Origin of the sequence: Microbacterium sp. NPDC077644 (genome assembly GCF_040702785.1) — a bacterium.
In the GTDB taxonomy this organism is placed as follows: domain Bacteria; phylum Actinomycetota; class Actinomycetes; order Actinomycetales; family Microbacteriaceae; genus Microbacterium.
In genome coordinates, this window is record NZ_JBFBME010000001.1 from 235,352 (window position 1) to 261,119 (window position 25,768).

Annotated in this window: 17 protein-coding genes; 8 read left to right on the forward strand and 9 right to left on the reverse strand. The window is 68.6% G+C overall.

Annotated elements, in window-relative coordinates; genetic code table 11:
- The first annotated feature begins 7 nt into the window (after window positions 1–7).
- Complete coding sequence (locus tag AB0269_RS01215; RefSeq protein WP_366209358.1) at window positions 8–5,143, forward strand: isopeptide-forming domain-containing fimbrial protein; 5,136 nt, start codon at window positions 8–10, stop codon at window positions 5,141–5,143.
- Window positions 5,144–5,422: 279 nt separating this feature from the next.
- Here the strand turns inward: AB0269_RS01215 and AB0269_RS01220 are convergent, their stop codons facing one another.
- Entirely contained in the window at window positions 5,423–7,273 is a 1,851-nt protein-coding gene (locus AB0269_RS01220) for a DUF4012 domain-containing protein (protein ID WP_366209359.1), read from the reverse strand.
- A gap of 383 nt (window positions 7,274–7,656) precedes the next feature.
- Here AB0269_RS01220 and AB0269_RS01225 point away from each other — a divergent pair, with 383 nt between their 5' ends.
- The 4 genes from AB0269_RS01225 (at window position 7,657) to AB0269_RS01240 (ending at window position 12,328) form a co-directional block, all read left to right on the forward strand.
- Entirely contained in the window at window positions 7,657–9,207 is a 1,551-nt protein-coding gene (locus AB0269_RS01225; RefSeq protein WP_366209360.1) for an HNH endonuclease signature motif containing protein, read from the forward strand.
- 50 nt (window positions 9,208–9,257) lie between these two features.
- Window positions 9,258–9,857, forward strand: coding sequence for a hypothetical protein (locus AB0269_RS01230; protein WP_247962401.1), 600 nt, complete (start codon window positions 9,258–9,260; stop codon window positions 9,855–9,857).
- A gap of 134 nt (window positions 9,858–9,991) precedes the next feature.
- Window positions 9,992–10,723 (forward strand): fructose 1,6-bisphosphatase, encoded by a 732-nt coding sequence (locus AB0269_RS01235; protein ID WP_366209361.1) that lies wholly within the window; start codon window positions 9,992–9,994, stop codon window positions 10,721–10,723.
- Window positions 10,724–10,795: 72 nt separating this feature from the next.
- Window positions 10,796–12,328: a glycosyltransferase family 2 protein gene (locus AB0269_RS01240; RefSeq protein WP_366209362.1), complete on the forward strand. Its 1,533-nt coding sequence runs from the start codon at window positions 10,796–10,798 to the stop codon at window positions 12,326–12,328.
- Window positions 12,329–12,437: 109 nt separating this feature from the next.
- Here the strand turns inward: AB0269_RS01240 and AB0269_RS01245 are convergent, their stop codons facing one another.
- The 7 genes from AB0269_RS01245 to AB0269_RS01275 all read right to left on the reverse strand — a co-directional run bounded on the left by AB0269_RS01245 (window position 12,438) and on the right by AB0269_RS01275 (window position 19,381).
- The gene (locus tag AB0269_RS01245) at window positions 12,438–13,475 is read right to left on the reverse strand and encodes a response regulator transcription factor (protein WP_366209363.1); all 1,038 of its coding nucleotides are present in this window, start codon (window positions 13,473–13,475) and stop codon (window positions 12,438–12,440) included.
- Window positions 13,476–13,567: 92 nt separating this feature from the next.
- Window positions 13,568–14,581 (reverse strand): glycoside hydrolase family 6 protein, encoded by a 1,014-nt coding sequence (locus AB0269_RS01250; protein WP_366209364.1) that lies wholly within the window; start codon window positions 14,579–14,581, stop codon window positions 13,568–13,570.
- Window positions 14,565–15,686 carry a GGDEF domain-containing protein gene (locus AB0269_RS01255; RefSeq protein ID WP_366209365.1) on the reverse strand — a complete coding sequence of 374 codons (1,122 nt, stop codon included), beginning with the start codon at window positions 15,684–15,686 and terminating at the stop codon, window positions 14,565–14,567. The genes AB0269_RS01250 and AB0269_RS01255 overlap by 17 nt, the downstream gene beginning before the upstream one ends.
- The gene (locus AB0269_RS01260; protein ID WP_366209366.1) at window positions 15,683–17,374 is read right to left on the reverse strand and encodes a HAMP domain-containing sensor histidine kinase; all 1,692 of its coding nucleotides are present in this window, start codon (window positions 17,372–17,374) and stop codon (window positions 15,683–15,685) included. The genes AB0269_RS01255 and AB0269_RS01260 overlap by 4 nt, the downstream gene beginning before the upstream one ends.
- Before the next feature lie 7 nt (window positions 17,375–17,381).
- On the reverse strand, window positions 17,382–18,071 hold the full coding sequence (locus AB0269_RS01265) for an aquaporin (protein ID WP_366209367.1): 690 nt from the start codon (window positions 18,069–18,071) through the stop codon (window positions 17,382–17,384).
- Window positions 18,068–18,466: an arsenate reductase ArsC gene (locus tag AB0269_RS01270; protein ID WP_366209368.1), complete on the reverse strand. Its 399-nt coding sequence runs from the start codon at window positions 18,464–18,466 to the stop codon at window positions 18,068–18,070. Before AB0269_RS01270 ends, AB0269_RS01265 begins: the two co-directional genes overlap by 4 nt.
- A gap of 21 nt (window positions 18,467–18,487) precedes the next feature.
- Entirely contained in the window at window positions 18,488–19,381 is an 894-nt protein-coding gene (locus tag AB0269_RS01275) for a metalloregulator ArsR/SmtB family transcription factor (protein WP_366209369.1), read from the reverse strand.
- Between the two features lie 92 nt (window positions 19,382–19,473).
- Here AB0269_RS01275 and AB0269_RS01280 point away from each other — a divergent pair, with 92 nt between their 5' ends.
- A complete protein-coding gene (locus tag AB0269_RS01280) occupies window positions 19,474–21,582 on the forward strand; it encodes a heavy metal translocating P-type ATPase (protein WP_366209370.1) in 2,109 nt (702 codons plus the stop codon).
- Between the two features lie 123 nt (window positions 21,583–21,705).
- Here the strand turns inward: AB0269_RS01280 and AB0269_RS01285 are convergent, their stop codons facing one another.
- Window positions 21,706–22,647 (reverse strand): Ppx/GppA phosphatase family protein, encoded by a 942-nt coding sequence (locus AB0269_RS01285; RefSeq protein ID WP_366209371.1) that lies wholly within the window; start codon window positions 22,645–22,647, stop codon window positions 21,706–21,708.
- 35 nt (window positions 22,648–22,682) lie between these two features.
- On the opposite strand from AB0269_RS01285, the gene coaA reads away from it, so the two are divergent.
- Together coaA and glmS are read left to right on the forward strand one after the other, a co-directional pair.
- A complete protein-coding gene (gene coaA, locus AB0269_RS01290) occupies window positions 22,683–23,636 on the forward strand; it encodes a type I pantothenate kinase (protein ID WP_366209372.1) in 954 nt (317 codons plus the stop codon).
- A 251-nt stretch (window positions 23,637–23,887) separates the two neighbouring features.
- Window positions 23,888–25,729 (forward strand): glutamine--fructose-6-phosphate transaminase (isomerizing), encoded by a 1,842-nt coding sequence (gene glmS / locus AB0269_RS01295; protein ID WP_366209373.1) that lies wholly within the window; start codon window positions 23,888–23,890, stop codon window positions 25,727–25,729.
- Window positions 25,730–25,768: the final 39 nt, after the last annotated feature.

Here is a 25,768-nt window from a genome sequence, read left to right on the forward strand (position 1 = left end):
GACCGACGTGAGTATTCGTGAGGTCCGGGCGCGTTTGCGCCGGGGCGTGAAGAAGGCCGTGGGCACGGCCGCGACCGTGGCGGTCGTCGCCTCATCGCTCGTGGTGGCCAGTGCGGTAACGGCGGCGCCGGCTGCGGCTGCCGATCCGTTTCAGTGCACGCCCGGTTCGGTGTATGTGCAGAGCGAAAGCCAGGTGCGCGAGTTCGCCGTCAAGCTCAGCGGCGGTACATCGACGAACGGTGGCAGCCTCGTCGACGGCGCTATCGGACAGAATCCGTCGACCAACGCCGTCGGGATCTCATCGGGCGGTCGCTACTCCTACACGGTGACGAACGCCGCGGGCACCAAGACGCTCGCCAAACACGACCGCACGACCAACACGACGTCGACGTCGACGTTCACCCTCAACGAGTCGGTCCTGCGCGGCGCCGTGCACCCCATCACAGGCACGTACTACTTTGCGACCGGAACAAGCGGCGGGAACATCAAGCTCTTCGCGTGGAACGAGACCGCGAAGAGCGCGGTGCAGGTCGGCACACTCACACCTGCAGCCGGAAGCAAGTCGTTCGGCGCCAACGGCGACATGGCGTTCAGCGCCTCGGGTCAGCTGCTGCTCGTCGCCGACAACGTGATCTACTCCGCCGACGTCCCTGAGGGCACCTCGCCGAGCACAGGAACCATCAGCGCCAAGGAAGTGTTCGCCATGGACTCTTCCGTGCTCAGCAACGGCATCGCCTTCGGCAATCTCGGGCACGTCTTCGTCTCGGCAGCAGGGAGCGGCGGCACCCCTAATCGCATCATCGAGGTCGACCTCGCGCGCGGCACCATCATCAGCACCACGAGCCTCGGCAGCTTCTCGCCGACCGACATGGCCAGCTGCACGTTCCCGAACACGCTCACGCTGAAGAAGGACCTTCCCGAGGGGCGCCAGGCCGCCACTGACCAGTTCGGTCTGCGCATCGACGCCCCCGCCGGGTACTCGGTCGCCCAGGCCACGGCGACGACCACGGGGAATGCCTCGGGTCTGCAGGCCGACTACGCCGGCCCGATCTTCACCAACCAGGGCGATGAGTTCACGCTCTCCGAGTCGGCAGCGGGAACCACCGATCTCACCCGGTACGCAGCCTCGCTGCAGTGCGAGCAGGTCGGCACGTCGGCTCCGGTCGGCGTCGACGGCAACACGGTGACCCAGCCTGCCGGCGACCTCGGCACCGACGTCATCTGCACATACACGAACGCCAAGGTCACGCCCGGACTCGAACTGCGCAAGACGGCGGACCCGGCACCCGGCAGCCCCGTCGTCGCCGGTCAGACGATCAGCTACACGGTCGAGGCCGAGAACACCGGCAACACGGTCCTCGACCCCGTCGAGATCGCCGATGACCTTTCCGACGTCTTCGCGCACGCCGAGTACCAGGACGACATCACCACCGAGATCGACGGCACGGAGCTCACCTCCGGTGCTGCATCCATCACGGACGAGCATCTCGGCTGGACCGGTGCCCTCGAGCCCGGGCAGATCGTCACCGTCACCTACTCGGTCATCGTCGACGACGATGTCGCGGGCGAGACCATCGCCAACCGCGTGACCGCCTCGGGTACCCCTCCCGGGCCGCTGGAGCCGATCGTGCCGCCCGCTGTCACGACTGAGCACCCCGTCGCCGGCTTCGAGATCACCAAGACAGCCGACCCGTCATCCGGAACCGTCGTCGCACCCGGCGACACCATCACCTACACGGTCATCGGCGAGAACACCGGCGCGACCGCCCTCGACCCGGCTGACATCGCCGACGACCTCTCCGAAGTCCTCGCGCACGCCGACTACAACGACGACATCGTCACCCGCATCGACGGCTCGGAGGTCGCTTCGGGCGCAGCATCCATCATTGACGACCAGCTCGGCTGGACCGGCGCCCTGCAGGCCGGTCAGACCGTCACGATCACCTACTCGGTGACCGTCGGGGACGAGACGTCGGGCGAGATCCTCCGCAACACCGTCACCGCTTCGGGCACGCCGACGACGCCCGACCCCGCGAATCCGGACGGGCCGGAGATCCCGGGCACGCCTATCGTTCCGCCCGCGATTTCGACCGAGCACCCCGTCATCGGATCCGGCTTCACCATCAGCAAGTCGGCGAACCCGGCATCCGGCACCGCCATCGAGGCCGGAGACACCGTCGAGTACACGATCGTCGGCACCAACACCGGCGACACCGTGCTCGACCGCGCCGAGATTGAAGACGACCTGTCGGCCGTCTTCGACAGCGCCTCGTACAACGACGACCTCGACGCCAGCCGTGGCGACGCCGACATCGACGGCGACACGCTCAGCTGGATCGGGTCGCTCGCGAAGGGCGAGTCCGTCACCATCACCTACAGCGTCACCGTGAACATGGGCGTCACCACTGCCCTGCTGCACAACATCGCCACAGGTGAGGGCACGCCGCAGATCCCGAACGATCCGAGCGACCCCGACAGTCCGACCACGCCCGGCACGCCGATCACGCCGCCGCCGGCCGAGACCATGCATCCTGTGGTCGACAACGGCTTCGAGGTCACGAAGTCGGCGGACCCGGCATCCGGCACGGCCGTGCAGGCCGGCGACACGATCGAGTACACCGTCACCGGCACGAACACCGGCAACACGGTTCTCGACCCCGCGTCGATCACTGACGACCTGTCGGTGGTGCTGAGCAGTGCTCAGTACAACAGCGACGTCTCGTCGACCGTCGGCGCGGCCCAGGTGGTGGGGAACACCCTGAGCTGGACCGGCGCTCTCAACCCGGGCGACGATGTCGTGATCACCTACTCGGTGACCGTGGACGAGGATGCCACCGGCGTGCTGCTGCGCAACCTCGTCGAGGGCGAGGCGACCCCGCTGATCCCCGAAGATCCGACCGATCCCGAGAGCCCGACCACGCCGGGCGAGCCCGTGACCCCGCCGACGGCGGAGACCGAGCACCCCGTGGTCAACCCCGGCTTCGAGGTCGCCAAGACAGCGAACCCGGTGACGGGTACCGCCGTGGACCCCGGCAGCGTCATCGAGTACACCGTGACCGGCACGAACACCGGCGACACCGTGCTCGACCCGGCGTCGATCACCGACGACCTGGCGGGCGTCCTCGCCCACGCCTCGTACAACGGCGACGTGGTGGCCACGACCGGCACGGCGGAGTTCTCGGGCGAGACGCTCACCTGGACCGGCTCGCTCGATGCGGGCGAGGTCGTCGAGATCACCTACACGGTGACCGTCGACGGGGATGCCGGTGGCGAGACTGTCAGCAACACGGCGAACGGCTCTGCCACGCCGCAGCTGCCGGAGGACCCGAGCGACCCGGACAGCCCGACCACGCCCGGAACGCCGATCGTGCCGCCCGCGGTGACGACCGAGCACCCGGTCAACGAGCCCGGGTTCGCGTTCAGCAAGAGCGTCGATCCCGTCTCTGGCACGGCCGTCGACCCCGGCGCTGTGCTCACGTACACGCTGACCGGCGTCAACACGGGTCAGACCGCGCTCGAGAGCGTGGACATCGCCGATGACCTGTCGGGCTTGCTGGAGTTCGCTGAGTACAACGGCGACGCCGCCGCAGCGATCAACGGCCAGGCTGCTGCCGCGCCGACGGTCGCGGGCGACTCGCTCTCGTGGAGCGGGGCGCTCGAGGTCGGGCAGACGGTCACGGTCACCTACTCGGTGACGGTCGGTCCGGAAGCCGTGGGAGAGGTGCTCGAGAACTCGGCGACCGGCGAGGCGACCCCTCCCGGCGGCGAGACCATCACGCCTCCGCCCGGCACCACGGAGAACCCGGTCAACGTGCCCGGCTTCTCGGTATCGAAGTCGGCCTCGCCGGCTGCTGGCACCGCCGTCGACCCGGGCAGCGTCATCACCTACACGGTGACTGGCGTGAACACGGGCAAGACCGCTCTGAACCCGGTCGACATCGTCGATGACCTCTCGGGCGTGCTCGAGCACGCCGAGTACAACGGCGATGCGGTCGCGACGATCAACGGGCAGGATGCCGCGGCGCCGGCCGTCTCGGACGAGGCGCTGTCGTGGACCGGCCAGCTGGCTGTGGGCAAGACCGTCACGATCACCTACTCGGTGACCGTGAACGGCGATGCCGGCGGGAACCTGCTGCGCAACTCGGTCACGGGAACCGCGACGCCTCCCGGCGGCGTGCCCCCGATCGAGACGCCGCCCTCCGTCACCGAGCACCCGGTCAACGAGCCTGGCTTCGAGATCGCCAAGACGGCGGATCCGGCATCCGGCAGCCGTGTCGACCCGGGCAGCGTCATCACCTACACGGTGACCGGCGTCAACACCGGCGAGACCGCGCTGAACACGGTGTCGATCATCGACGACCTCTCGGGCGTGCTCGAGCACGCCGTCTACAACGACGACGTCGCAGCGACGCTGGGCGACAGCCCGACCGTCGCGGATGACTCGCTGTCGTGGACCGGTGCACTCGCTGTCGGCGAGCGGGTCACGATCACCTACTCGGTGACCGTGAACGGCGACGCCGGCGGAGCGCTGCTCGAGAACACCGTCAACGGCGTGGCCGTGCCTCCGGGCGGGGACGAGCTCACGCCGCCGCCGGCTGAGACCGAGCATCCTGTCGGCAAGCCCGGGTTCACGTTCGAGAAGACCTCGGACCCGGCATCCGGCACGAAGGTCGCCACCGGCAGCGTGATCACCTACACGCTCACCGGGGTCAACACCGGGGAAACCGCGCTGGACTCGGTGACGATCACGGACGACCTCGGCGACGTGCTGCGTCACGCCGAGCTCAACGGCGCGGCCGTGGTGAAGATCGGCGATCGTGAGGCCGGGCACGCTGCGATCAAGGGCGCCGAACTGACCTGGACAGGCAGCCTCACCGAGGGCGAGACCGTCACGATCACGTACGCGGTCACCGTGAACGCAGATGCCGCCGGCGAGACGCTCGCGAACGTGGCCGCTGCGTCGGCGACGCCTCCCGGCGGCGAGACGATCACGACTCCGCCGAGCTCGACCGAGCACCCCGTGCTCACCCCGCTGGCCATCACCGGCGGACAGCTCGCTCCGTGGATACTGGCGCTGAGCGTTCTCCTGCTGATCTGCGGAGGCATGCTGCTGATACTGCGCCGCCGCGCCGAGACCGCGTAGTCCCCTCCTGCGCGGGAGACGGGCGTCACATCCGAGAGGATGAGGCGCCCGTCTCCGTCGGTCGGCGAAGCCAGGAATCACTGCATCGTCGACCGAGCCGCTTAAACCGAGCCGTTAAGGTGGGCAGTGGTCCGGCGCCGTACCCCAAACGGTGCGTGTCTTCTCCCCAGTGGACGCGCTCGCCGGCCGTATCGGGAGGCCTCCTCGAGCTCCTTCCCCGGACCGCGGTCGGGGAGGCCTCTCTTAACGCTGTGGTCGGGTGCGCCGGCGATGCGCTGCTTATTCGCACCCCTCAGCCGTCAACTGCACGCCGACGGGGCGCACCATCGGCGTGTGCCGCAGATCGAATGCTCCATACGGGCCCTCCGCACCAGTGAACGTCGCGGTGACCGTGTGGGTCTGGGTCGGGACGTTCCGAACGGCGACCTTCACCGCACCGCGTCCGAGGTGGTCGGCGACGGTTCCGTGGACCCGCTTCCCGTCGACGGTCGCGCCTGTGAACGTCGATCCCGCCGGCCCGTAGAAGACGAGGTAGGTGGCGACATCGCCGCGCTGGAAGAACCGAGGCGGATCCACGGACATCGACAGCCCCGGCACCTGGTCGCGGGTGATCGTGTTCGTGAGGGTCGCTGTCGTCGTGAAGGTCGGGCTGTCAGGAGCCGTGCACTGCGTGGAGACCGCAGTGATGTCGAGCTGCATGAAGTAGTCCATCTTCGCCGCGGTGTAATCGTTCACGTACACCCCCACGAGCGTGCGGTCCTCGTTCGTCTCCGGCAGGCCTCCGGAGAGCTTCGAGTCGCCGATGAGCCTCGCCTCTTCTTCGCTGGCGGGCGAATACATCAACCGGTTCTCGTCGATCGCGCGGGTGAGGCGCTCGAATATCGCCTGCGGGGACGCTCCGCCCGACATCAGGGCGTCGAAGACCGCTCTCGCGGTCGCGGCGAAGAACGCATCCTGCTGCTCCTGATCGAACCAGTTGTATGCATCGTGCAGCAGCACCTGCACCGCGTTGTCGCTCGATATCGTCACGACGCCGCCTCCGGCCGGGACGTCGACCGGTCCGGTCGCCTCCAGCAGGTAGCTCAACGCGACCGGATCGAACGAGACCACGGCATCCACCGTCGTGCCGAACGACTCGGCCCAGTACGCGCGCAGGATGTCGACCGACTCGCTGAAGTCCGGGCTCATCGTGGCATCCATGATCCACCGACCGACCTTGTCGCCGAACAGGGCCTCCAAGCCGGGATCGAGGTCGATGATCGGCGTCGACCGCTCATTGTAGAAGTCTGCGCTCGACGCCTGTTGCGCGACGCTGAGCCGGCCTCCGTCAGCGGTGACGAGTGCGAACGCCGCCGGGATGCCGCCCGTGCTGCGGGACTCGGCGTTGTTCTGGAACACCAGCAGATAGTTTCGCGGAGCATCCGCGCCGAGCGCAGCCGGCAGTACACCGATGATCTCGTTCGCCCCGCCCAGTAGGGGACGCACCGCCGTCACGGCATCCGCCAGCTGGGTGAGCGCGCCGTCGACCTGAGGAATGAGATCCGACCGATCGATGGCGGCGAGATCGGATGCTGCAGCGTCGAGAGCGGCCGACGCCTCGGCCACCATCGACTCCATGCCGGACACTGCGGCGATGTCCACGGAACCATCGACGGGACGGAGCGCGCCGAGGTTCAGGCCGGTCACCGGAGCGACCACCGCCGCGGCGAGATCGTCGGTCACCTCCGACGCCACGCGGATCGCATGCAGGTCGTCGCCGATCACGGGCAGCCATTCGAGGCCCCTCCACATGTGGTCGTCGGTCTGCGCTCGGGCGTCTGCCGTCAACGCCGTGAGCCGCGCCATGGTCGTGCTCACCGCATCCGTGTCTCCCGACAGGATCTGGTCGCGCACGGTGGATGCGAGCGGCATGACCTGTTCGAGCGACGTCTTGGCGTCCATCGCCTGTGCGTACACGCGGTTGCCCACGATCGCCCCGCCTGCGACGGCGACCCCGAGGCCGAGCAGAAAGCCGAGGCCGACCCAGAGCGCGATGCGCCGTCGGTGCTGTCTCTTGTTCGGGCGCGTTCGATCGCGCGAATCCGATGCGATCGCATATGAATGATGCTCGCGAACGGACAGCTCAGACATCGGTCAACCCCTCCCCAGTGGTCGACGACCGGCACCTCCCCAGGTGATCGGTCGACAGGCGCGACGTTCCCAGAACGCCGGATGCTCCGCCAGGCGGAGCAACGAGTCTCAACCCCAGTCTCGACTCACGTTTGCCTGATCCTGAGACGTTACCAAGTCGCCGGCGATTGCGGTAGGGCTCGCGCGGCGGGGCGCGTTCATGGGCTCGGGCGGAGAGCTCGATCGGCGGGGTCGCCGGTTGCGGCATCCGACCATCGATGTCGGCGGGGAGCACGGGCGTCCATCGCGCGGAGCCGTTGCGGTGCGGCGCCGGCGGTCGAGAAAGTTGTCCACAGATCGTCGAATCTATTCCTGAATGTCTGAGGCCTCTGGGACTATGAAGTATGGCAACTTTCACCGACATCGCGACGCTGATCCCCACTCTGTGCGGGCAGCTCGTCGACGGCGACGGGGCAGAGGTCGCTCAGGCGCGGATGCTGGCGATGTCGGACGCCGAGGTCGTGAGAGTTCTGCAGGAATCGGCGGCTCTGGCAGGGCAGGTCGAGCAGATCCAGGTCGCCGCAGCGGGCGTGATCGCCCTGCGGTCTTCGCGGGAGCGGGGCCATTCGGGCCTGTCGGCCTCGCTCGGGCACCGGTCGGCGGCAGCGCTGATCCAAGACGTGACGGGGTCGACGAAGGCCGAGGCGAATCGTTCGGCGCGGGTCGGAGAGGCCCTGCTCGATGGTGGCGATGCCCGGCATGGCGCTTCCGGCGTCGGGGTTCCGGATGCCGGTTCCGACCAGCTGTTCGGTGCCGACGGGGTCGCGGGGGCTGACGGTGAGCCGAAGGCAGAGAGCCCTCGTGCGCTGCCGTGGTTCCAGCCGCTGAAAGATGCGCTGCGCGACAGCCGGCTGACATCTGCGCAGTTCGACGCGATCAAGCGCGGGCTCGGCGAACCGCCCGAGGTCGGCGTGGGCGCCGACGATGATTCGACCGATGGCGCGCAGGAACCTGCTTGTGCCGCATGGTCGCAGGCAGCGGAGCATCTGATCGATGAAGCCGGCGCACGGACGGTGGAGGAGCTCTGGCAGGCAGCACGATCGGTGCGGGATCTGCTGGATCCGGAGGGGGCGGAGGCGCGGTTCCTCGAACGGTTCGAGGGGCGCTCCTTCCGAACGTACCGGGGGCAGGACGGGCGCAAGCGGGCGAGCATCGCCTTCGACGATGAAGGCGACCTCTTCATCGAGAGCATGATCGCCGCAGCACTTCGTCCTCGACGAGGCGGGCCGCGTTTCGTGGACCCCGATGAGAAGGCCGCGGCCGCCTCACTGGCAGACGACGCGCGCACGAATGAGCAGCTCGCGTACGACCTGCTCATGGATGTGATCCGTGCGGGCGCCATGGCGGATGCCGAGTCGGTGTTCGGGGCGCGTCAACCGGGAGTGCGTCTCGTGCAAGTGATGGATGCTGCCGGCACCCGCGCTCCGATCGTGCACAGCGAAGACCACCTCGTCGCAATGCCCGGAGCCGTCGCCGACCAGCACATCTGCGACACCGGGGTCATACCCGTCACCGTCGATGCATGCGCAAATCCCCTGGATGTGGGCCGCGAGCAGCGGCTGTTCACGCCGAAGCAGAGGGTCGCGCTCGCGATCCGCGACGGCGGATGCCGCTGGCACGGCTGCGACCGCCCGGCATCGTACGGCGAAGCGCATCACATCGATGAGTGGACGCGCGATCGAGGCCGCACGGATATCGATCGAGGCATCCTGCTCTGCAGGTACCATCACATGACCTTGCATCACGGCGGATGGCGGATCACCCGAGACGGGAAAGACGACTTCATCCTGCACCATCCGTCGGGGGAGAGGTTCGCGATGCGATCGCGGGCGGTACTGAGGTACGCGCTCGGCGACATCGACCCGCCACCACGACGATTCCGGCCCGTGGCGTGAACCACGGCCGAGCGCTGTGCGCCGCACCCTGTACCCATAGACTTGCGCGTATGCGGAGAAGAGTCGGTCAGCGCGCGGTCATCGCAGGCGCACTGGTATCGGCATCCGTCCTCTTCGCCGGCTGCGGACCGGCACCGTGGACCGCCGACCAGCCCGACCCGACGCCGAGCGCGAGCGTCTCGGTCGCGCCCCCTGTGCCCAACGACCTCTCCAGCGGCAGCACAGAACGAGAACTCACCGCCGGCGCAGTCAGCGCACAGGTCGACTACTGGTCCACCCTCTCGATGGATCGCTGGAGCGCCGGGGCCATCAAACCCATCAGCATCTCGCTCGTCACCACGGTCACCCCTGATGACGGACAGAAGGTGTACTTGCAGAAAGCATCCATGATCGTCACCCCGGCCAACGCCGACGAGACGTTCGCTCCGATCGAGGCACAGGTCGACGCGTCCAGCGTCGCCCCCGGGTACCTCGTGCTCAAGCCCTACAGCTACTCGCAGACGTTCAACGTCGGACCCGTCGACGAAACCGCCACCTACGTCACCGTGCAATTCAGCTACGACTTCCTCGTCCAGACGACGCCGACGTCGAAGGAATACGCCAAGCAGACGGCCACCGACACGCTCACCGTCGCGATCGCGCAGCAGTAGAAGTCGTCCGGCCCTTCGACAGGCTCAGGGATCCGACTGGCGGTCCGCATCCGAACCGCAAGATCAGCACAAGATCAGCGCAAGGCCCCGGGAACGCGACGCTAACCGCCGAAATCAGCGGTTAGCGTCGATGCGTGCCACCACTGACCCGTCGCCCGCGCCGCGCTGCCCGCGCCACCGCCGCCATCGCCATCATCGCCGCCCTTTCGGCCACGACCGGCTGTGCACAGATCTTCGACGTGTTCAACGGCGTCCAGTCGACCGAGATCGTCACACCCACGGCGCAGCCCGATGCGAAAACGCCGCCCGAGGACCTCGCCTTCGACTCGCAGTTCACCCGCGACGGCTCCGTCTCGCTGTCGAGCGACGTGGCCGAAGACCTCGAGGTGCGCCTGGACTTCTGGGCCGCCGACCCCAAGCGCACCATGGAGTGGACGCCCCAGGGGGAGAAGACCTTCGGATTCGCCGTCAACGTCTACGACCACCGCGTCGACGAGAAGGCCGTGCTCACCGACAAGCGCCGCGTCTACATCTCGCAGATCTCGATCACATCGCAGACCTCGCAGACCTCGAACCAGTCGTCCAGCCCGTTCCAGTTCAGCGCCGACCCGCGAACGCTCGTGCCAACCGATACGCTGCGCTCCGACCGCGGCCTGCTGCTGAACAGCTTCCAGGGCGGGCTCCTCGTGCCCGAGACGACGATCCACCAGCTGCCCGACGACACGTACGGCATCACGCTGCAGTTCGCGATCACGGTGTCGGTCGAGGGCAACGCCAACGACGACACCTCCTTCCAGCAGCAAATGGTCTACCAGGTGCTTCCGATCGCCATCTACCCGGCATCCGCCGACGACGCGGCAGAATAACCCTTCGCATTTCTTGCGCAACCGTGCAGGTGCTCTGATGCTCGCCTTGCACTCGGTGGCCGAAGATCGGTGATGCGGGGCGCTGACCCGGGCGCCCCGCACTTCCACAGTCCAGCATCCGAAGAGGACACCGCCATGGCCAATCACTTCACCGGAGTGAACGAGTCACCGCAGACGAACCAGCACGACCTGCACACCGAGATCGAGCAGATCACCGGCTTCGCCGACGACTTCGCGACCGTTCTCGAGAACACGTCTGTGCACCGCTCGACCATCGGCTGCATCATCCCCGCGTACAACGAGGAAGCATCCATCGCCGGCGTCATCGAGTCGCTGCTGAGCCAGACGCGCGTGCCCGACGTCATCCACGTCGTGGTCAACAACACCAGCGACAACACCGTGAGGATCGCCTCGCAGTACGCAGGACCCCACGAAGTGACGACCGACCTGGGCGAACAGTTCACCGAGGTATTCGTGCACGACATCGGCAAGAACCCCGACAAGAAGGTCGGCGCGCTCAACTACGGCTACTCGCTCGTCGAAGGCTACGACTACCTGCTCGGCGTCGACGGCGACACGATCGGCGACAAGCGCGCCGTCGAATACCTCGAGACCGAAGCCGTCTCCGACTCCCGCATCGGCGGCATCTCGGCCATCTACTCCATCGACACCGAGCCGATCAAGGGCACGATCGCGAAGTTCCTCATCGCCGGGCAGCGCACGCAGTTCGCCGCGTTCAACCTGCAGAACCTGCTGCGCGGGCGCAACATGGCAGTCCTCGGCGGACAGTTCTCGATCTTCGCCACCGAAGCACTGCGCGCCGTCATGAAGGCCAACCGGCAGCGCACCCCGTGGGTCAAGGACAGCGAGGTGGAGGACTCGCTGCTGTCGCTGCAGATCAAGAGCGCCGGTTACCTCACCAAGATCAGCCCGTACGCGCGCGCCGACGTCGGCGGCATGGAGACCCTGCGCGCCTACGACGCGCAGCAGGTCAAATGGACCTACGGCGCCATCGAGCTCATGTGGCCCGGCCAGCGCGGCGACACGAAGGGGCAGCCCCTGCACCCGAACCTGCGCCTGCGCTGGTTCGAGAACTTCGGGATGCTGACGAACCTGTTCGTCCGCATCGCCTTCCTCACGCTGCTCGCCGGCTCTCTGTCGATCAACGCGTTCGTGTTCTCAGCCTGGTGGCTAGTGCCGTCGGCCGTCGCCGTGCTCCTGAACGTGCGCATCGCGATGTCCATGAAGGACCGCAAGACCAGTGACGTGCTGTTCGCAGCCCTGGTGTTCCCGGCGGAGATCTTCATGTGGATCAGGCTCAGCCACTTCCTGCGGTCGTGGTTCCGGTTCCTGTCGCGCAAGAAAGTCGACAACTGGGCCATGCAGGCCAAAGCCGAGAAGGGCAGCGGCAGCGGGCACTGGACGCCGCTCATCCTGCTCATCATCGTCGTCGCCGGTCTCGCCGTCGCGTGGTCTCTGCTCGGACCCGTCGCGCAGTCGGCGATCCTCTGGATCGGATGGCCCGTCGTCGGCGTGGTCACCGTCGTGCAGACCGTGCTGATGCTCTTCAAGCTGGTGCGCCGGCACCAGGGATACAAGGTCTAGGAACGTCTGGGGGCGCCGGAGCGTCCCGTCTCGCTGTGGCCGCCCGAACGGCCAGGGGGCAGCGAGGCGGGACGAGCGGGGTACTGGGACGGTTCGGTCGGCTCGCGCGTCAGGCGGCGAGCTCGGACGTGAGGCGGTATCCGACCCCGCGCACCGTCTCGATGTACCGCGGCTGCGCTGCGGAGTCGCCGAGCTTGCGGCGCAGATTCGTCATGTGCGCCTCGATCGCGCGCTTGTCGGCCTCTCCGACGAAGTAGCTCGTCACATACGACTCGCCGCGCAGCACCAGCGTGAGGTCGGCCTTGCTGCGGACCCGGCGCTTGGACTCCATCAGCGCGCACAGCAGATCGAACTCGGTTCGGGTGAGCTCGACCTCCTTGCCCTGCGCGAGAACGATGCGGGTCTCGGGGTTCAGCTGCAGATCGCGGTGCTGGACCCACACGCCCTCGTTCGGGTCGACCAGAGCGGTCGTCGGCGGCGCAGGCGACGCGGGGATGACGTCGGTGCCGGCATCCTGCTCGACGATCACCGGGCGCGGGTTCATCGCCCACAGGTTCGCCGGCGCCGGGGCGTTCTCGGGCGCGGCGGACGGCTGCGCGTACGCCGCGGCCGCTGCGCCGGAATGCGGCGCCGGCGGAGCCGCCGGGTACTCGGCGATCTGCTGGACCGGAGCCACGCCGAACGGCGAGCTCGGCCGGGCGGCGGGGAACGACGGGCCGGACTGCTCCTGAACCCGCGTCGAGGACGACGCCCCGGGCGAAGCGCCCAGGCGCGGTCGGCGCAGCAGCGCGTCGATCCGGGCCCGCAGCTCACGCGGACGGAACGGCTTGTTCAGGTACTCGTCCGCACCGGCGGTCAGCCCCAGGACGACATCGGCCTCTTCGTCGAGCGCCGTCAGCATGATGATGTACGTGTCGCTCTGCGCCCGGATGCGCCGGGCGGCCTCGAACCCGTCGATGCCGGGCATGTTCACATCGAGCGTGGTGATCAGCGGCTGGTAGTTGATGACGGCGCGGACCCCGTCGATGCCGTTGCCGACGGAGACCGTCGAGAAACCCGCAGCTTCCAGGACCTCGGCGAGAAGGTGGCGCACATCCGGATCATCTTCGACGACGACCGCTGTCTTCGGCGGCTGGCCATCGAGCATATGAGTTCTTTCCGTCAGTGGTTGCTATCGGAACCTCCTCGCCATGCTACAAGCGCACACCAAAGTCATCCCTCATCTGAATACTAGGGCTGTTATGGACTTTTGGCTAGTGCTATAGCGCCTTCTGGCCAAAATGTCCCCGCGGCCGGTCCGCCATTGCACGGTCCATCGCTCTCGCCGGGTGGTTTGATCCACAGGTTCGTGTCGACCACGTCGTCGCCGTACGTGCCGCCGGGTTCACCGACGCGCTGGCCGGGCGGATTGCACCACTCGTCGCCCGCGGTGGCGGCGCCGTTGCGCGATGTATCGACGATGGCATGCAGCCCGCCGAGCTCCTCCGACACGGCGCGGGCGTAGTCGAACTCGTCGAACGTCGAGCGGTAGTTCGACACGTTCGTCGCGAACCCGCGGATGCGGTCGTTCGCGCCGACGGCACCGATCAGCCGCGCCATCTCCTCCGCCGGCAGCCAGCCGCTGTGCCCGCCGTCGAGGTAGATCCAGGTGCCGGGGCCGTCGAGCGACTCGACGGCCCCACGCAGCTGTCCGGTACGCTCGTCGAGGTTTCCGCACTCCGGGGCCAGCGCAAGACTGTCGGGCTCGAGGATCACGATCTTCTGGAGATCCGGGGCGGTCGCCAGCGCCGCGGCTATCTCATCGACCCAGCCGCGATAAGAGTCCGGCTCGAGCCCGCCGGCGGAGTGGTTGCCGCAGTCGCGGCCAGGCAGGCCGTACACGACGAGCGCGAGCGCGACATCCTGATCGCGCGCCTGTGCGAGCAGGTGCGCCGTGGTCTCTCCGGCGGTCCCCGGCGGATCCTGCTCCGGCGTCAGCCAGTACGCCGTCGGCTGGGCGGCCAGGTACTCCGTCGCGGCTGTGGCCGCGGCATCCAACGTCGTCCCCAGCGCCAGGCTGGCCTTCGACTCCGCCGGTGCAAGCACGACGGTGCCCACGCCGGGCGGCTGCGCCGTCACGGTGTGGAACCATCTCTGGGCCGACGCGACGGCGAACACGAGCCCGATGACGATCGCGAGCACGGCCGCGCCGGCGACGACCAGCCACGAGGCGCGGCGCGGTGGGCCGGTGCGGCGCCTACTCGTTCTCGCCACGCACGCGCTCCCATCGGTCGCCGCCGTCGGCGTGCGCCGTGACAGCTGCGTCCGATGCGGCCTGGACGAGCAGGTCGAAGTTGTACCCCGCTGCCGTCACCGACGCCCATCCCGCACTCGCCGACAGGCGCAGCGGAAACGGCTGGCCGGGCTCGGATGCGGACACGCGTTCGAGCAACTCGGTCAGCAGATCTCGTACCGCGCCCGTCGGACGCGGTACGAGGATCAGGAAGCAGTCCGGCTTGACCCGCTCGATGTCGGCGTCGGCAGGGAAGACGCTGTCGATATCGCGCGAGAGCTTCGCCACGACCGCGTTGAATGCCGCCGTGCTCGACGCCCGGCGGATGTCGTCGGGGTCGTCCAGGCGGATGTCGAGCAGCGACCACCAGGGGTCCGCGGATGCCTGCGCGCGCTCCAGGCGCGTGCGAGCCGTCTGCTCGAACATCCGGTAGGGCGAACGGTTGTGCTCGTCGTCCCGGACGGTCAGCAGCAGCGTGGTGATGAGGGCGCACACGATGAACACCGTCATCCCGATCATGTTCAGGGTGCGCAGGAAGTCCAGGCTGTCAGACGGGGGGAGGGCGCCGGCCGCCGTGAGGATGCCGTTGATCACCGTGATGACGGCGAACACGGTGAAGATCGCCGTGACGCCCATCAGAGGCAGAGCCTCGTCACGCAATTGCGGTCCGAGCTTCGCCAGTTCGACGAAGAGCAGTACGGCGAACACCGCCGCGGCGCAGAACACGATCCGGAAGGCGATGCCGTAGTACCCCTGCATGATGCCCAGGAGGAGGAAGAGCGGCGTTGCGACGAGCGCCGCGATCGCGATCGGGACGAACGTGCGGCGTCCGCGATAGGCGCGCGCGCCCGACCACAGCAGCGGCATGGGGGCGATCGAGAGGGCGGATCCGATCGCGCGCATCTGCTCGGGAAACACGAAATCCTGTGCCAGCCACACGTAGGAGCCGACCATCGAGATCGCGAACGCCGCCGACCAGCATGCGCTCGCGACGGACGGACGTGGCAGGAAGCCGAGACCGATGTAGACGATGGTCGCCACAGTCGCGATCGCGATCACCGGCATCACCAGTGTTGATGTGATCATGCAGGTGCCCCTTCATGGGAGAGTTGCTGGGCCGCCGGCAGGACGACGGTGACGGTGGTGCCCTGTCCGATCTGGCTCTGCACCTCGAGACGGCCGCTCTGTTCGACGACGATGTCGCGCGAGATGCTCAGGCCCAGTCCGGTGCCGGGGATGCCGCTGTCACGGGCGGCCTGGGTGCGGAAATCGCGCTCGAAGATGCGGGGAATGTCCTCTTCGGCGATGCCGATCCCCGTGTCGGAGATTCTGAGGCCGACTTCGCCGGTGCCCGGCCGGAAGCCCTCGACGGACACACGTCCGCCGCGCTGAGCGTACTTGATCGCGTTGCCGACGATGTTGTCGACCACCTGGCGAAGCCGGAACGCGTCGCCGCACACGCACAGCTTCTCGTCGAGCGCTGCCTCGAGGACGACCCCGGCCGAGTCCGCCGCGGGGGAGAAGCCCTCGAGCGATGAGCGGGCGAGATCGGCGAGATCGAAGTCGACGGCGGCGTCGGGCGTGTTCTCGGGGACCGTGAGAGCGTTGTTGATGAGCTGCTGCATGCGCTCGCCGGCCCGCTCGACGACCTCGAGCTGCTCGCGGACCGCGTCGTCGATGTCGGGGCGCTCGATGATCAGGTCGATGTGCCCGAGAACAGCGGTGAGGGGATTGCGGAGCTCATGCGAGATCATGCGCCGCGTGGCTTCTCGGCCCGCCTGTGGGTCGATCGTGGCCGTGACGTCTTCGACGACCAGCAGCAGCCCATCACCGGTGATGAGCCCGTGGCCGATCGCCTTCGTCGTCGTCTTCACCGCTCGCCATTGGCCATCGAGCCCGAACAGCCAGACGACCTCGTCCGCGAACAGCTCTCCACGCGAGGCGCGTGCGATGGCGGTCTGTCCGGCGGGTACGGGCTCGCCACGGCGGCTGCGGTACTCGACCGCGCGGGTCGGGTGGAACTGCGCGGCGGCGTCGAGGGCGAAGATCGTGTGGAAGGCGTCGTTGGACACCTCGATCAGACCGCCGGCGCCGACGCGGGCGATGCCGATGTCGAGGGAGTCGAGCAGCCGCCGGTTGCGGGCCTTCTGCTCGTTCACGCGACCCAGGGCATGCGCGAGACGCTCGGACTGCGCTCGGAGCAGGCGGCGCGAGGAGTGGTTGCGCTCGCTGCCCACAGCCATGATCACGCCGACGAACCCGAGCGTGATGAGCAGGATCACCACGTTGATCGTGGTCTCGACCGTGATCCCCAGCACGAAGAGGTTGATCAGCCGGAGCAGTCCGATCAGCGCGAGCGTGCCGATCAGCACGGTCACGGAGTAGTACGACGCTACCCAGGCGAGGGGGAAGACCCACAGGAACGCGGATGCCGCGACGCCGCCCTGCGCCATCAGCGAGATCGCCAGCGTGTCGAGAAGGGGCAGCAGCAGAACGCTGTTCTGGCCGAGCCGGTGCCACGGGACGGCCAACGAGATCACGGAGATCGCGATGACGGCGAGGGAGCCGACGCTGAATCGCCAGTCGGCGAATCGTGCGGGTGTCAGCAGCGCGACCCCGACGCTGATCGCCACGACCGTGAACGCCAGAACGAGCTGCCACTGCCAGATCGATCGGCATCGGCTGTCGCCGAAGTAGGGCATGCCGTGCGGGGCATCCGTGCGCGGGCCGGACGTCATCCGCGACATTGCGCCCGAGACAGAGCCGTTGTTCACAGATCAATCATTGCGCATCGCGCGCCGGGAACAGCACCATCGTGAGACCGACCGCGATCGCCCCGCCGAGCAGCTGCGCGAGCAGCCAGGGCAGGACGGATGCCGGGGCGATGCCCGCCGGCGTCTCGGTGAGCGTGCGCGCGATCGTCACGGCCGGGTTCGCGAACGAGGTCGAACTCGTGAACCAGTAGGCGGCGCCGATGTAGCATCCGACCGCCGTCGCGATCACCGTCGCGGGGCGTCCTGCGCGGCTGAGGCCGGCGATCACGAGCACGAGCCCGGCCGTCGCCACGACTTCGGCGAGGAACGTCGCAGGCGTCGCCCGATCGGTCGTCGACAGTGACGTCAGAACCGCGAACATGGCGTTCGCGAGCAGCGCGCCGCCGATGCCTCCGGCGATCTGAGCCGATGCGTAGGCGACCAGCTCGCGCTTCAGCATCCCGGCCGGCGAGCGCCCCTCGAGCGCCGTCAGTGCAAGCGTGACGACGGGGTTCAGATGCGCGCCCGACACCGGCGCGAGCAGCACGATGAGCACGCCGAGCCCCATCGCCGTCGCAACGGCCGAGGCCAGCAGCTGCACGCCGGGGTCGGGGGACAGCCGCCCCGCCGCGATGGCCGAGCCGACCGCCACGGCGACGAGCAGACCCGTGCCGAGGAACTCGGCGAGCACGCGGCGCCCGAGCGGATGCGTGCTCACGCGGTGAGTTCGCCGATGAGCGTCTCGACACGAGCGCGGATGTCGTCGCGGATGCGCCGCACGGTCGCGGCATCCTGCCCCGCCGGGTCGTCGAGCTGCCAGTCCTCGTAGCGCTTGCCGGGGAAGATCGGGCAGGCGTCGCCGCAGCCCATGGTGATGACCACGTCGGACTCCCGCACGGCCTCGACGGTCAGCAGCTTCGGGGTGCCCGACGCGATGTCGATGCCCTCCTCGGCCATGACCTGGACGGCTGTGGGGTTGATCTGATCCTTCGGCTCGGAGCCGGCCGAGAGCACCTCGATGCGGTCTCCGGCGAGCGCCTGGAGGAAGCCGGCCGCCATCTGCGAGCGCCCCGCGTTGTGGACGCAGACGAAGAGGACGGTGGGTGCGGTCATGCCGCAAGCATAGATGGTGATCTATAGAACGTTCAACAGCGCGCGGACGCGGCCATCGATCTCGTCGCGGATCGCGCGCACCGCGGCCATCGGCTGCCCCGACGGATCGGCGATCTCCCAGTCCTCGTAGCGCGTGCCGGGATAGATCGGGCACGCGTCGCCGCAGCCCATCGTCACCACGACATCGGCCGCCCGGACCGCTTCATCGGTGAGCGGCTTCGGGAACTCGCCGCCCAGCGTCACGCCGATCTCGTCGAGCGCCGTCACGACTGCGGTGCGGACCTCGGATGCCGGAGCGGACCCCGCCGTGCGGACGGTCACCCGATCGCCGGCGAGCTGGCGCAGGATGCCGGCCGCCAGCTGCGACCTGCCGGCGTTCTGAACGCAGACGAAGAGGACCGTGGGCCTGCTCTTCGGAGCTGCATCTGGGGCGCCGGCGCTGGCGACGTCGTCGAGGCGGGATGCCGCGAACGCGGCGGTTCGCGAGGTGAGAAGGCTCGATCCGCTGCTCGCACGCATCAGGTCGGCGCTGTCGGCGACGCAGCGAGCGACGGTTTCTCGACTGAATCGGCCGCGGTAGCGCTCGGCCAGATCATCGATCACGCGGTCGAAGTCGGGCTCGACAGTCTGCGGGGCAGTGCCGAGCACGGCCGCGATGCGATCGGACTCATCGGGGTTGACCGAGTACCAGACCCTGCGGCCCTCGCGCTCGCGGACGACGACGCCCTCGGCGTGCAGCACGCCCATGTGGTGACTGATCGTGGGCTGCCGAAGATGCAGCGCGTCGGCCAGCCGTCCGACGAGAGCACGGCCGCCGTCGGCATCCTGGATGAGCCGGACGATCCGCGCGCGGGTCGGATCGGCGAGGGCGGTGAGCGCCCCGGCATCCGTCGCCGAACCCGTTGCAGAACTCATAGACCGGAGTCTATCTTGCGGGCGGGGAATGCCGACGGGCGGTGGCGTCTTATACCCCCTATGGGTATCCTGAACGGGAATCGAGGAGTCCGATGAATCAGCACGAGCACACGATGCACGAGCACGGCGAGCACGATCACGCGGCCGTGGCGCACGCCGAGCACGACCACTCCGATGCCGGTCACGCCGAGCATGGGCACGCCGGTCACGGAGGGCATGCTCACGCCGGCCACGGAGGCCACGGGGATCACGTCGGGCAGTTCCGGCGGCTCTTCTGGATCATGCTCGTCGTCGCGATTCCGGTGATCGCCTTCTCGGGCATGTTCGCGATGGTGCTCGGCTACACGCTGCCGGATGCCGCATGGGTGCGCTGGATCTCGCCCGTGCTCGGCACCGTCATGTACGTCTGGGGCGGCGCGCCGTTCCTCGTCGGCGCCGCGCGGGAACTGCGAGCACGCGCGCCCGGCATGATGCTGCTGATCGGTCTCGCGATCACGGTCGCGTTCCTCGCGTCCTGGGGTGCGAGTCTGGGGATGCTGCACCACGAGCTCGAGTTCTGGTGGGAGCTCGCGCTGCTCATCGTCATCATGCTGCTCGGCCATTGGATCGAGATGCGCTCCCTCGCGCAGACCACCTCGGCGCTGGACTCGCTCGCCGCACTCCTGCCCGATGAGGCCGAGCGCGTCGAGGGCGACACCACCGTCACCGTCGCGCCTGCCGACCTGCGGGTCGGCGACGTCGTCGTGATCAGGCCGGGCGGGCGCGTCCCCGCGGACGGCACCGTCGTACAGGGCTCTGCGAGCATGGACGAGTCGATGATCACGGGCGAGTCCCGCCCGGTCCGCCGCGCCGAGGGCGACCAGGTCGTCGCAGGCACGGTCGCCACGGATTCGGGGGTTCGGGTCGAGGTCGCGGCGATCGGCGAGGACACGGCGCTCGCCGGCATCCGGAAGCTCGTCACCGAGGCGCAGAACTCCAGTTCTCGCGCGCAGCGCATCGCCGACCGCGCCGCCGCGCTGCTGTTCTGGTTCGCCCTGATCGCCGCCGTCGTCACCGCCGTCGCGTGGAGCGCGCTCGGGATGCCGGACGAGGCCGTCGTGCGCACCATCACCGTCCTCGTGATCGCGTGCCCGCACGCCCTGGGCCTCGCGATCCCGCTCGTCGTCTCGATCGCGACCGAGCGCGCGGCGCGCGGCGGCGTGCTCGTGAAGGACCGGCTCGCACTCGAGAGCATGCGCACGGTCGACACGGTGCTGTTCGACAAGACCGGAACCCTGACCAAGGGCGCGCCGGCGGTCACCGCCGTCCGCCCGGCGGGCGACCTCGACGAGGACCGGCTGCTCGCGCTCGCCGCCGCGGCGGAGGCCGATTCGGAGCATCCGCTCGCCCGCGCCATCGTCGGCGCCGCCGAGCACCTCGCCGTGCCTGCGGCATCCGGGTTCTCGTCATCGCCCGCGGTCGGCGTCCGCGCCGACGTCGACGGGCACGTCGTGCAGGTCGGCGGGCCGTACCTGCTCGAGCAGGAGGGCGTCTCGGAGCTTCCGATCGCCGACGACTGGCGAGCGGATGGCGCGATCATCCTGCACGTGCTCGTCGACGGACAGGTGGCGGGTGCACTGAAGCTCGCCGACGAAGTGCGCCCCGAATCGCGCGCGGCCGTCGAGGCGCTGCATGCGCGCGGCGTGCAGGTCGTCATGATCACAGGCGACGCGGAGGCCGTCGCATCCGCCGTGGCCGCCGATCTGGGCATCGACCGGTTCTTCGCCGGCGTCCGCCCGGAGGACAAGGCCGCCACCGTCAAGCAACTGCAGGACGAGGGGCGCCGCGTCGCCATGGTCGGCGACGGCGTCAACGATGCGCCCGCGCTCGCGCAGGCCGACGTCGGCATCGCGATCGGCGCGGGCACCGACGTCGCGATCGCGTCCGCCGGGGTGATCCTCGCAAGCGACGATCCGCGCGCCGTGCTGTCGATCATGGAGCTGTCGCGGGCGAGCTACCGCAAGATGACGCAGAACCTGTGGTGGGCCGCCGGTTACAACCTGCTGTCCGTGCCGCTGGCCGCAGGCGTGCTCGCACCGATCGGCTTCGTGCTGCCGATGTCGGTCGGCGCCGTGCTCATGTCGCTGTCGACGATCGTCGTCGCGTTGAACGCGCAGTGGCTGCGGCGGCTCGACATCCGCCCTGACAGACTCGCTGCGTGAGGTCGCAGTGGCGCAGCGCACGGCACTTCGCCGGGAGGGGTCGCGTTGCGCTGCTTCGCGCGCGTTGAGGCGACCATTTGCGTCACCTCGGGCGGCGGGCATCCGGTGGCGAGCCGCGCACGGTCAGATCCCGGAGCCGCCCCAGGTCATCGACTCGGTGTAGCGGAGCATGACGCCTTCGCGCAGCGCCCACGGCGACACCTCGATCTCGTCGATGTCGAGCATCTTCATCGCCGTGTGCAGCACGACGGCGGCCGCGACGATCTGGAACGTGCGGTCGGGTGTGATGCCCGGAAGCTCCTGACGAGCCGATGCCGGAATCCGCGCGAGCCGCGGAATCCACGACTTCAGCGAGGCCCGCGACATCACTGTCCGGTCGAAGCCGAGCCCCGACACCTCCCGCCCCGCGAGGTTCGCGAGCGACCGGATCGCCTTCGACGACCCCACCATGTGATCCGGCGACGGCAACGCGTTCAGCCGCGCCGCCACCGGCGCCAGTACCGCCCGGGCGTGCGCGCGCAGCAGCTCCACGGCATTCTCGCCGGGCGGGTCGTCCGGCAGGAACTGCACCGTCATGCGCCCGGCGCCAAGGGGAACGGATGCTGCGACCTCCGGCAGCTCGTCACCGCCCGCTGCGAACTCGAACGAGCCGCCGCCGATGTCGAGCAGCAGGATGCGGCCGGCATCCCACCCGAACCATCGCCGCACGGCGAGGAATGTCAGCTCCGCCTCCTGCTCGCCGGTGAGCACCTGCAGCGGCTGACCGAGCGCTCGTTCGATGCGGGCGATGACCTCGTCGCCGTTTACGGCTTCGCGGACCGCGCTGGTCGCAGTGGCGAGTAGCGTCTCGACGCGCTCGGTCTCGGCGATCCCGCGGGCGCGGGTGACGGCATCCTCGAGGGCTCGAACGCCCTCTTCGCTGATCGCACCCTCCGGAGTGAGGAAGCGCATCAGACGGACGACGCTGCGGTCACTCGTCGTCGCGAGCGGTCTTCCGCCGGGGCGTGCATCCGCCGCGAGCAGGTGGACGGTGTTCGACCCGATGTCGAGGATTCCCAAGCGCACGGGAAGACACTACTGCGTGCGACGCGGTCGATACGATGGATGCCGTGACCGCCGATGACCCCACCAAGCCCCTGTCTCCGTACCGTGAGATCGGACGAGCCGAGTGGGCACGATTGGCCGCGGGCCTGGACCAGCCGCTCAGCGAGACCGAGGTCGTCGAGCTGCGTGGGATCGGCGACCGGCTCGACCTGACGGAGGTGGCGGAGGTCTACCTTCCGCTCAGCCGCCTGCTCAGCCTGTACGCCTCGGCGACCAAGCAGCTGGGTGCTGCGACGAGCACGTTCCTCGACGAGGAGGATGTCACGACGCCGTTCGTGGTCGGCGTCGCCGGTTCCGTCGCCGTGGGCAAGTCGACGATCGCGCGACTGCTGCGCGAACTGATGAGCCGGTGGCCCGGCACGCCGCGCGTCGAGCTGGTGACCACGGACGGATTCCTGTACCCGAACGCCGAGCTCGAACGGCGCGGGCTGATGGACCGCAAGGGCTTCCCCGAGTCGTACGACCGCCGGGCGCTGCTGGAGTTCCTCACCGAGGTGAAGTCGGGGGCGGCCGAGGTGCGCGCCCCGTTCTACTCGCACATGCGGTATGACATCGTGCCCGACGCCCGGGTCGTCGTGCGCCGGCCCGACGTCGTCATCGTCGAGGGCCTGAACGTGCTGCAGCCGCCGCCCGCCCCGAACGACGTCGCCGTCAGCGACCTGTTCGACTTCTCCGTCTACGTCGACGCCGACCCGGCGCACATCGAGAAGTGGTACGTCGACCGGTTCCTCGCGCTGCGACAGGGGGCGTTCGCCAATCCGTCGTCGTACTTCAACGTCTTCGCGCATCTGACCGACGACGAGGCCGTGGCCACGGCACTCGGCTACTGGCGTGACATCAACATGCCCAACCTGCTCGAGAACGTGATGCCCACCAAGCACCGGGCGACGCTCGTTCTGAACAAGGGTGCCGATCACAACGTCGAGAGCGTGCTGCTGCGCAAGCTCTGACGCGTCGCGCTCTCCGGATGCGGCATCCCCCTCGTCGGGAGGTGGCGCATCTGGTCGCTTGGGTGCGGGTTCGGCGACCGTTTGAGACCCCCGCCGAGGTGGCGGGCAGGCGCGCGAGGGCGGAGGGGCGTAAATGGTCGCCTCGGCGCGGCTCAGGCGACCATATGCGACCCCGGGCGTGCAGTGCGGCATCCACAGCATCCTGATATTGTTCGGCATCCGCGCAAAATGCGCCGCTTATTCTTGATGTCATGTGTGGAATCGTCGGATACGTGGGCCCGCGCCCCAGCCAGGACATCCTTATCGCCGGCCTCGCCCGGCTCGAGTACCGCGGCTATGATTCCGCCGGAATCGCCGTCATCGATCGCGACGGCAACCTCGGGATGCGCAAGAAGGCCGGCAAGCTAGCCGTGCTGCGCGACTCCCTCGTCGACGCTCCGCTCGGCGACGGCACCACGGGCATCGGCCACACGCGCTGGGCGACCCACGGTGGGCCGACCGACCTCAACGCGCACCCGCACCTCGCCGATGACGGCAAGCTCGCCGTCATCCACAACGGCATCATCGAGAATTTCGCCCCGCTCCGGGACGAGCTCGCAGCCTCGGGCGTCGAGTTCCTCAGCGAGACCGACACCGAGGTCGCCGCTGCCCTCCTCGGCCGCGAGTACGGCAAGAACCCCGACCTGCAGGCTGCTTTCCAGGCTGTCGTGAACCGCCTCGAGGGCGCGTTCACCCTCCTCGCCACCCACCAGGACCACCCCGGTCTCGTCGTCGGCGCCCGCCGCAACTCGCCGCTGGTGATCGGGCTCGGCGAGGGCGAGAACTTCCTCGGATCCGACGTCGCCGCCTTCGTCGAGCACACCCGCAAGGCGCTCGCGATCGGCCAGGACCAGATCGTCGCGATCACGCCGGATGCCGTCACCGTGACCGACTTCGCCGGCGCACCGGTCGAAGCCGAGCCGTTCGACGTGTCGTGGGATGCCGCCGCCGCCGAGAAGGGCGGATGGTCGTCGTTCATGGCCAAGGAGGTCGCCGAGCAGCCCGAGGCCGTGGCGAACACGATCCGCGGCCGTGTGCAGGACGGCGAGGTCGTCATCCCCGAGCTCGATGGGCTGGACGACCTCTTCGTCGGCATCAACCGCGTGATCATCACGGCCTGCGGCACGGCATCCTACGCAGCCCTCGTCGGCAAGTACGCGATCGAGCAGTGGGCCCGCGTCGCGACCGACGTCGAGCTCGCGCACGAGTTCCGCTACCGCGACCCGGTGATCGGTGACGACACGCTCGTCATCTCGATCAGCCAGTCCGGCGAGACCATGGACACCCTCATGGCCGTCAAGTACGCCCGCGAGCGCGGCGCCCGCACGCTGTCGATCTGCAACACGCAGGGCGCGACGATCCCGCGCGAATCGGATGCCGTCGTCTACACCCACGCCGGGCCCGAGGTCGCCGTGGCATCCACCAAGGCGTTCTCGGCGCAGATCACCGCGCTCCTGCTGCTCGGCCTGCACATGGGGCGCGTGCGCTCGGTGCTCACCGACACGGCGGCTGTTGCCGAGCTCGCCTCTCTGCCGGAGAAGATCGCCAGCGTGCTCGAGAAGGAGAACGACCACGTCACCCAGCTCGCGAGCTGGATGGCGGACACCCGCTCGGTGCTCTTCCTCGGCCGGCACGTCGGTTACCCGATCGCCCTCGAGGGTGCGCTCAAGCTCAAGGAGATCTCGTACATCCACGCGGAGGGCTTCGCCGCCGGCGAGCTCAAGCACGGCCCGATCGCGCTCATCGAGCCCGGTCAGCCGGTCTTCGTGATCGTGCCGTCGCCGCGTCACTCGGCGCTCATCCACTCCAAGGTCGTCTCGAATATCCAGGAGATCCGCGCTCGTGGTGCCCGCGTGATCGTCGTGGCTGAAGAGGGGGATGTCGCCGTCCTGCCGTTCGCGGACGAGGTCATCCGCATCCCGCTCGCCGGTGCCATGTTCGAACCCGTGCTCGCGGTCGTGCCGCTGCAGATCTTCGCGATGGCCCTCGCGACCGCGAAGGGCCTGGACGTCGACCAGCCCCGCAACCTCGCGAAGTCCGTCACTGTCGAGTAGGCCGAGCTTCCGCGTCTCGTCGGGGCCGCCGCCGCCACG

Excerpts from the sequence above, each read along its gene's own strand:
- AB0269_RS01270 (WP_366209368.1), bottom strand. The coding sequence starts at position 18,466 with ATGACCGCACCCACCGTCCTCTTCGTCTGCGTCCACAACGCGGGGCGC.
- AB0269_RS01245 (WP_366209363.1), bottom strand. The coding sequence starts at position 13,475 with ATGCTCGATGGCCAGCCGCCGAAGACAGCGGTCGTCGTCGAAGATGAT.
- AB0269_RS01230 (WP_247962401.1), top strand. The coding sequence starts at position 9,258 with ATGCGGAGAAGAGTCGGTCAGCGCGCGGTCATCGCAGGCGCACTGGTA.
- AB0269_RS01280 (WP_366209370.1), top strand. The coding sequence starts at position 19,474 with ATGAATCAGCACGAGCACACGATGCACGAGCACGGCGAGCACGATCAC.
- AB0269_RS01275 (WP_366209369.1), bottom strand. The coding sequence starts at position 19,381 with ATGAGTTCTGCAACGGGTTCGGCGACGGATGCCGGGGCGCTCACCGCC.
- AB0269_RS01240 (WP_366209362.1), top strand. The coding sequence starts at position 10,796 with ATGCGGGGCGCTGACCCGGGCGCCCCGCACTTCCACAGTCCAGCATCC.
- AB0269_RS01220 (WP_366209359.1), bottom strand. The coding sequence starts at position 7,273 with ATGTCTGAGCTGTCCGTTCGCGAGCATCATTCATATGCGATCGCATCG.
- glmS (WP_366209373.1), top strand. The coding sequence starts at position 23,888 with ATGTGTGGAATCGTCGGATACGTGGGCCCGCGCCCCAGCCAGGACATC.
- AB0269_RS01225 (WP_366209360.1), top strand. The coding sequence starts at position 7,657 with ATGGCAACTTTCACCGACATCGCGACGCTGATCCCCACTCTGTGCGGG.
- AB0269_RS01255 (WP_366209365.1), bottom strand. The coding sequence starts at position 15,686 with ATGATCACATCAACACTGGTGATGCCGGTGATCGCGATCGCGACTGTG.
- coaA (WP_366209372.1), top strand. The coding sequence starts at position 22,683 with ATGGATGCCGTGACCGCCGATGACCCCACCAAGCCCCTGTCTCCGTAC.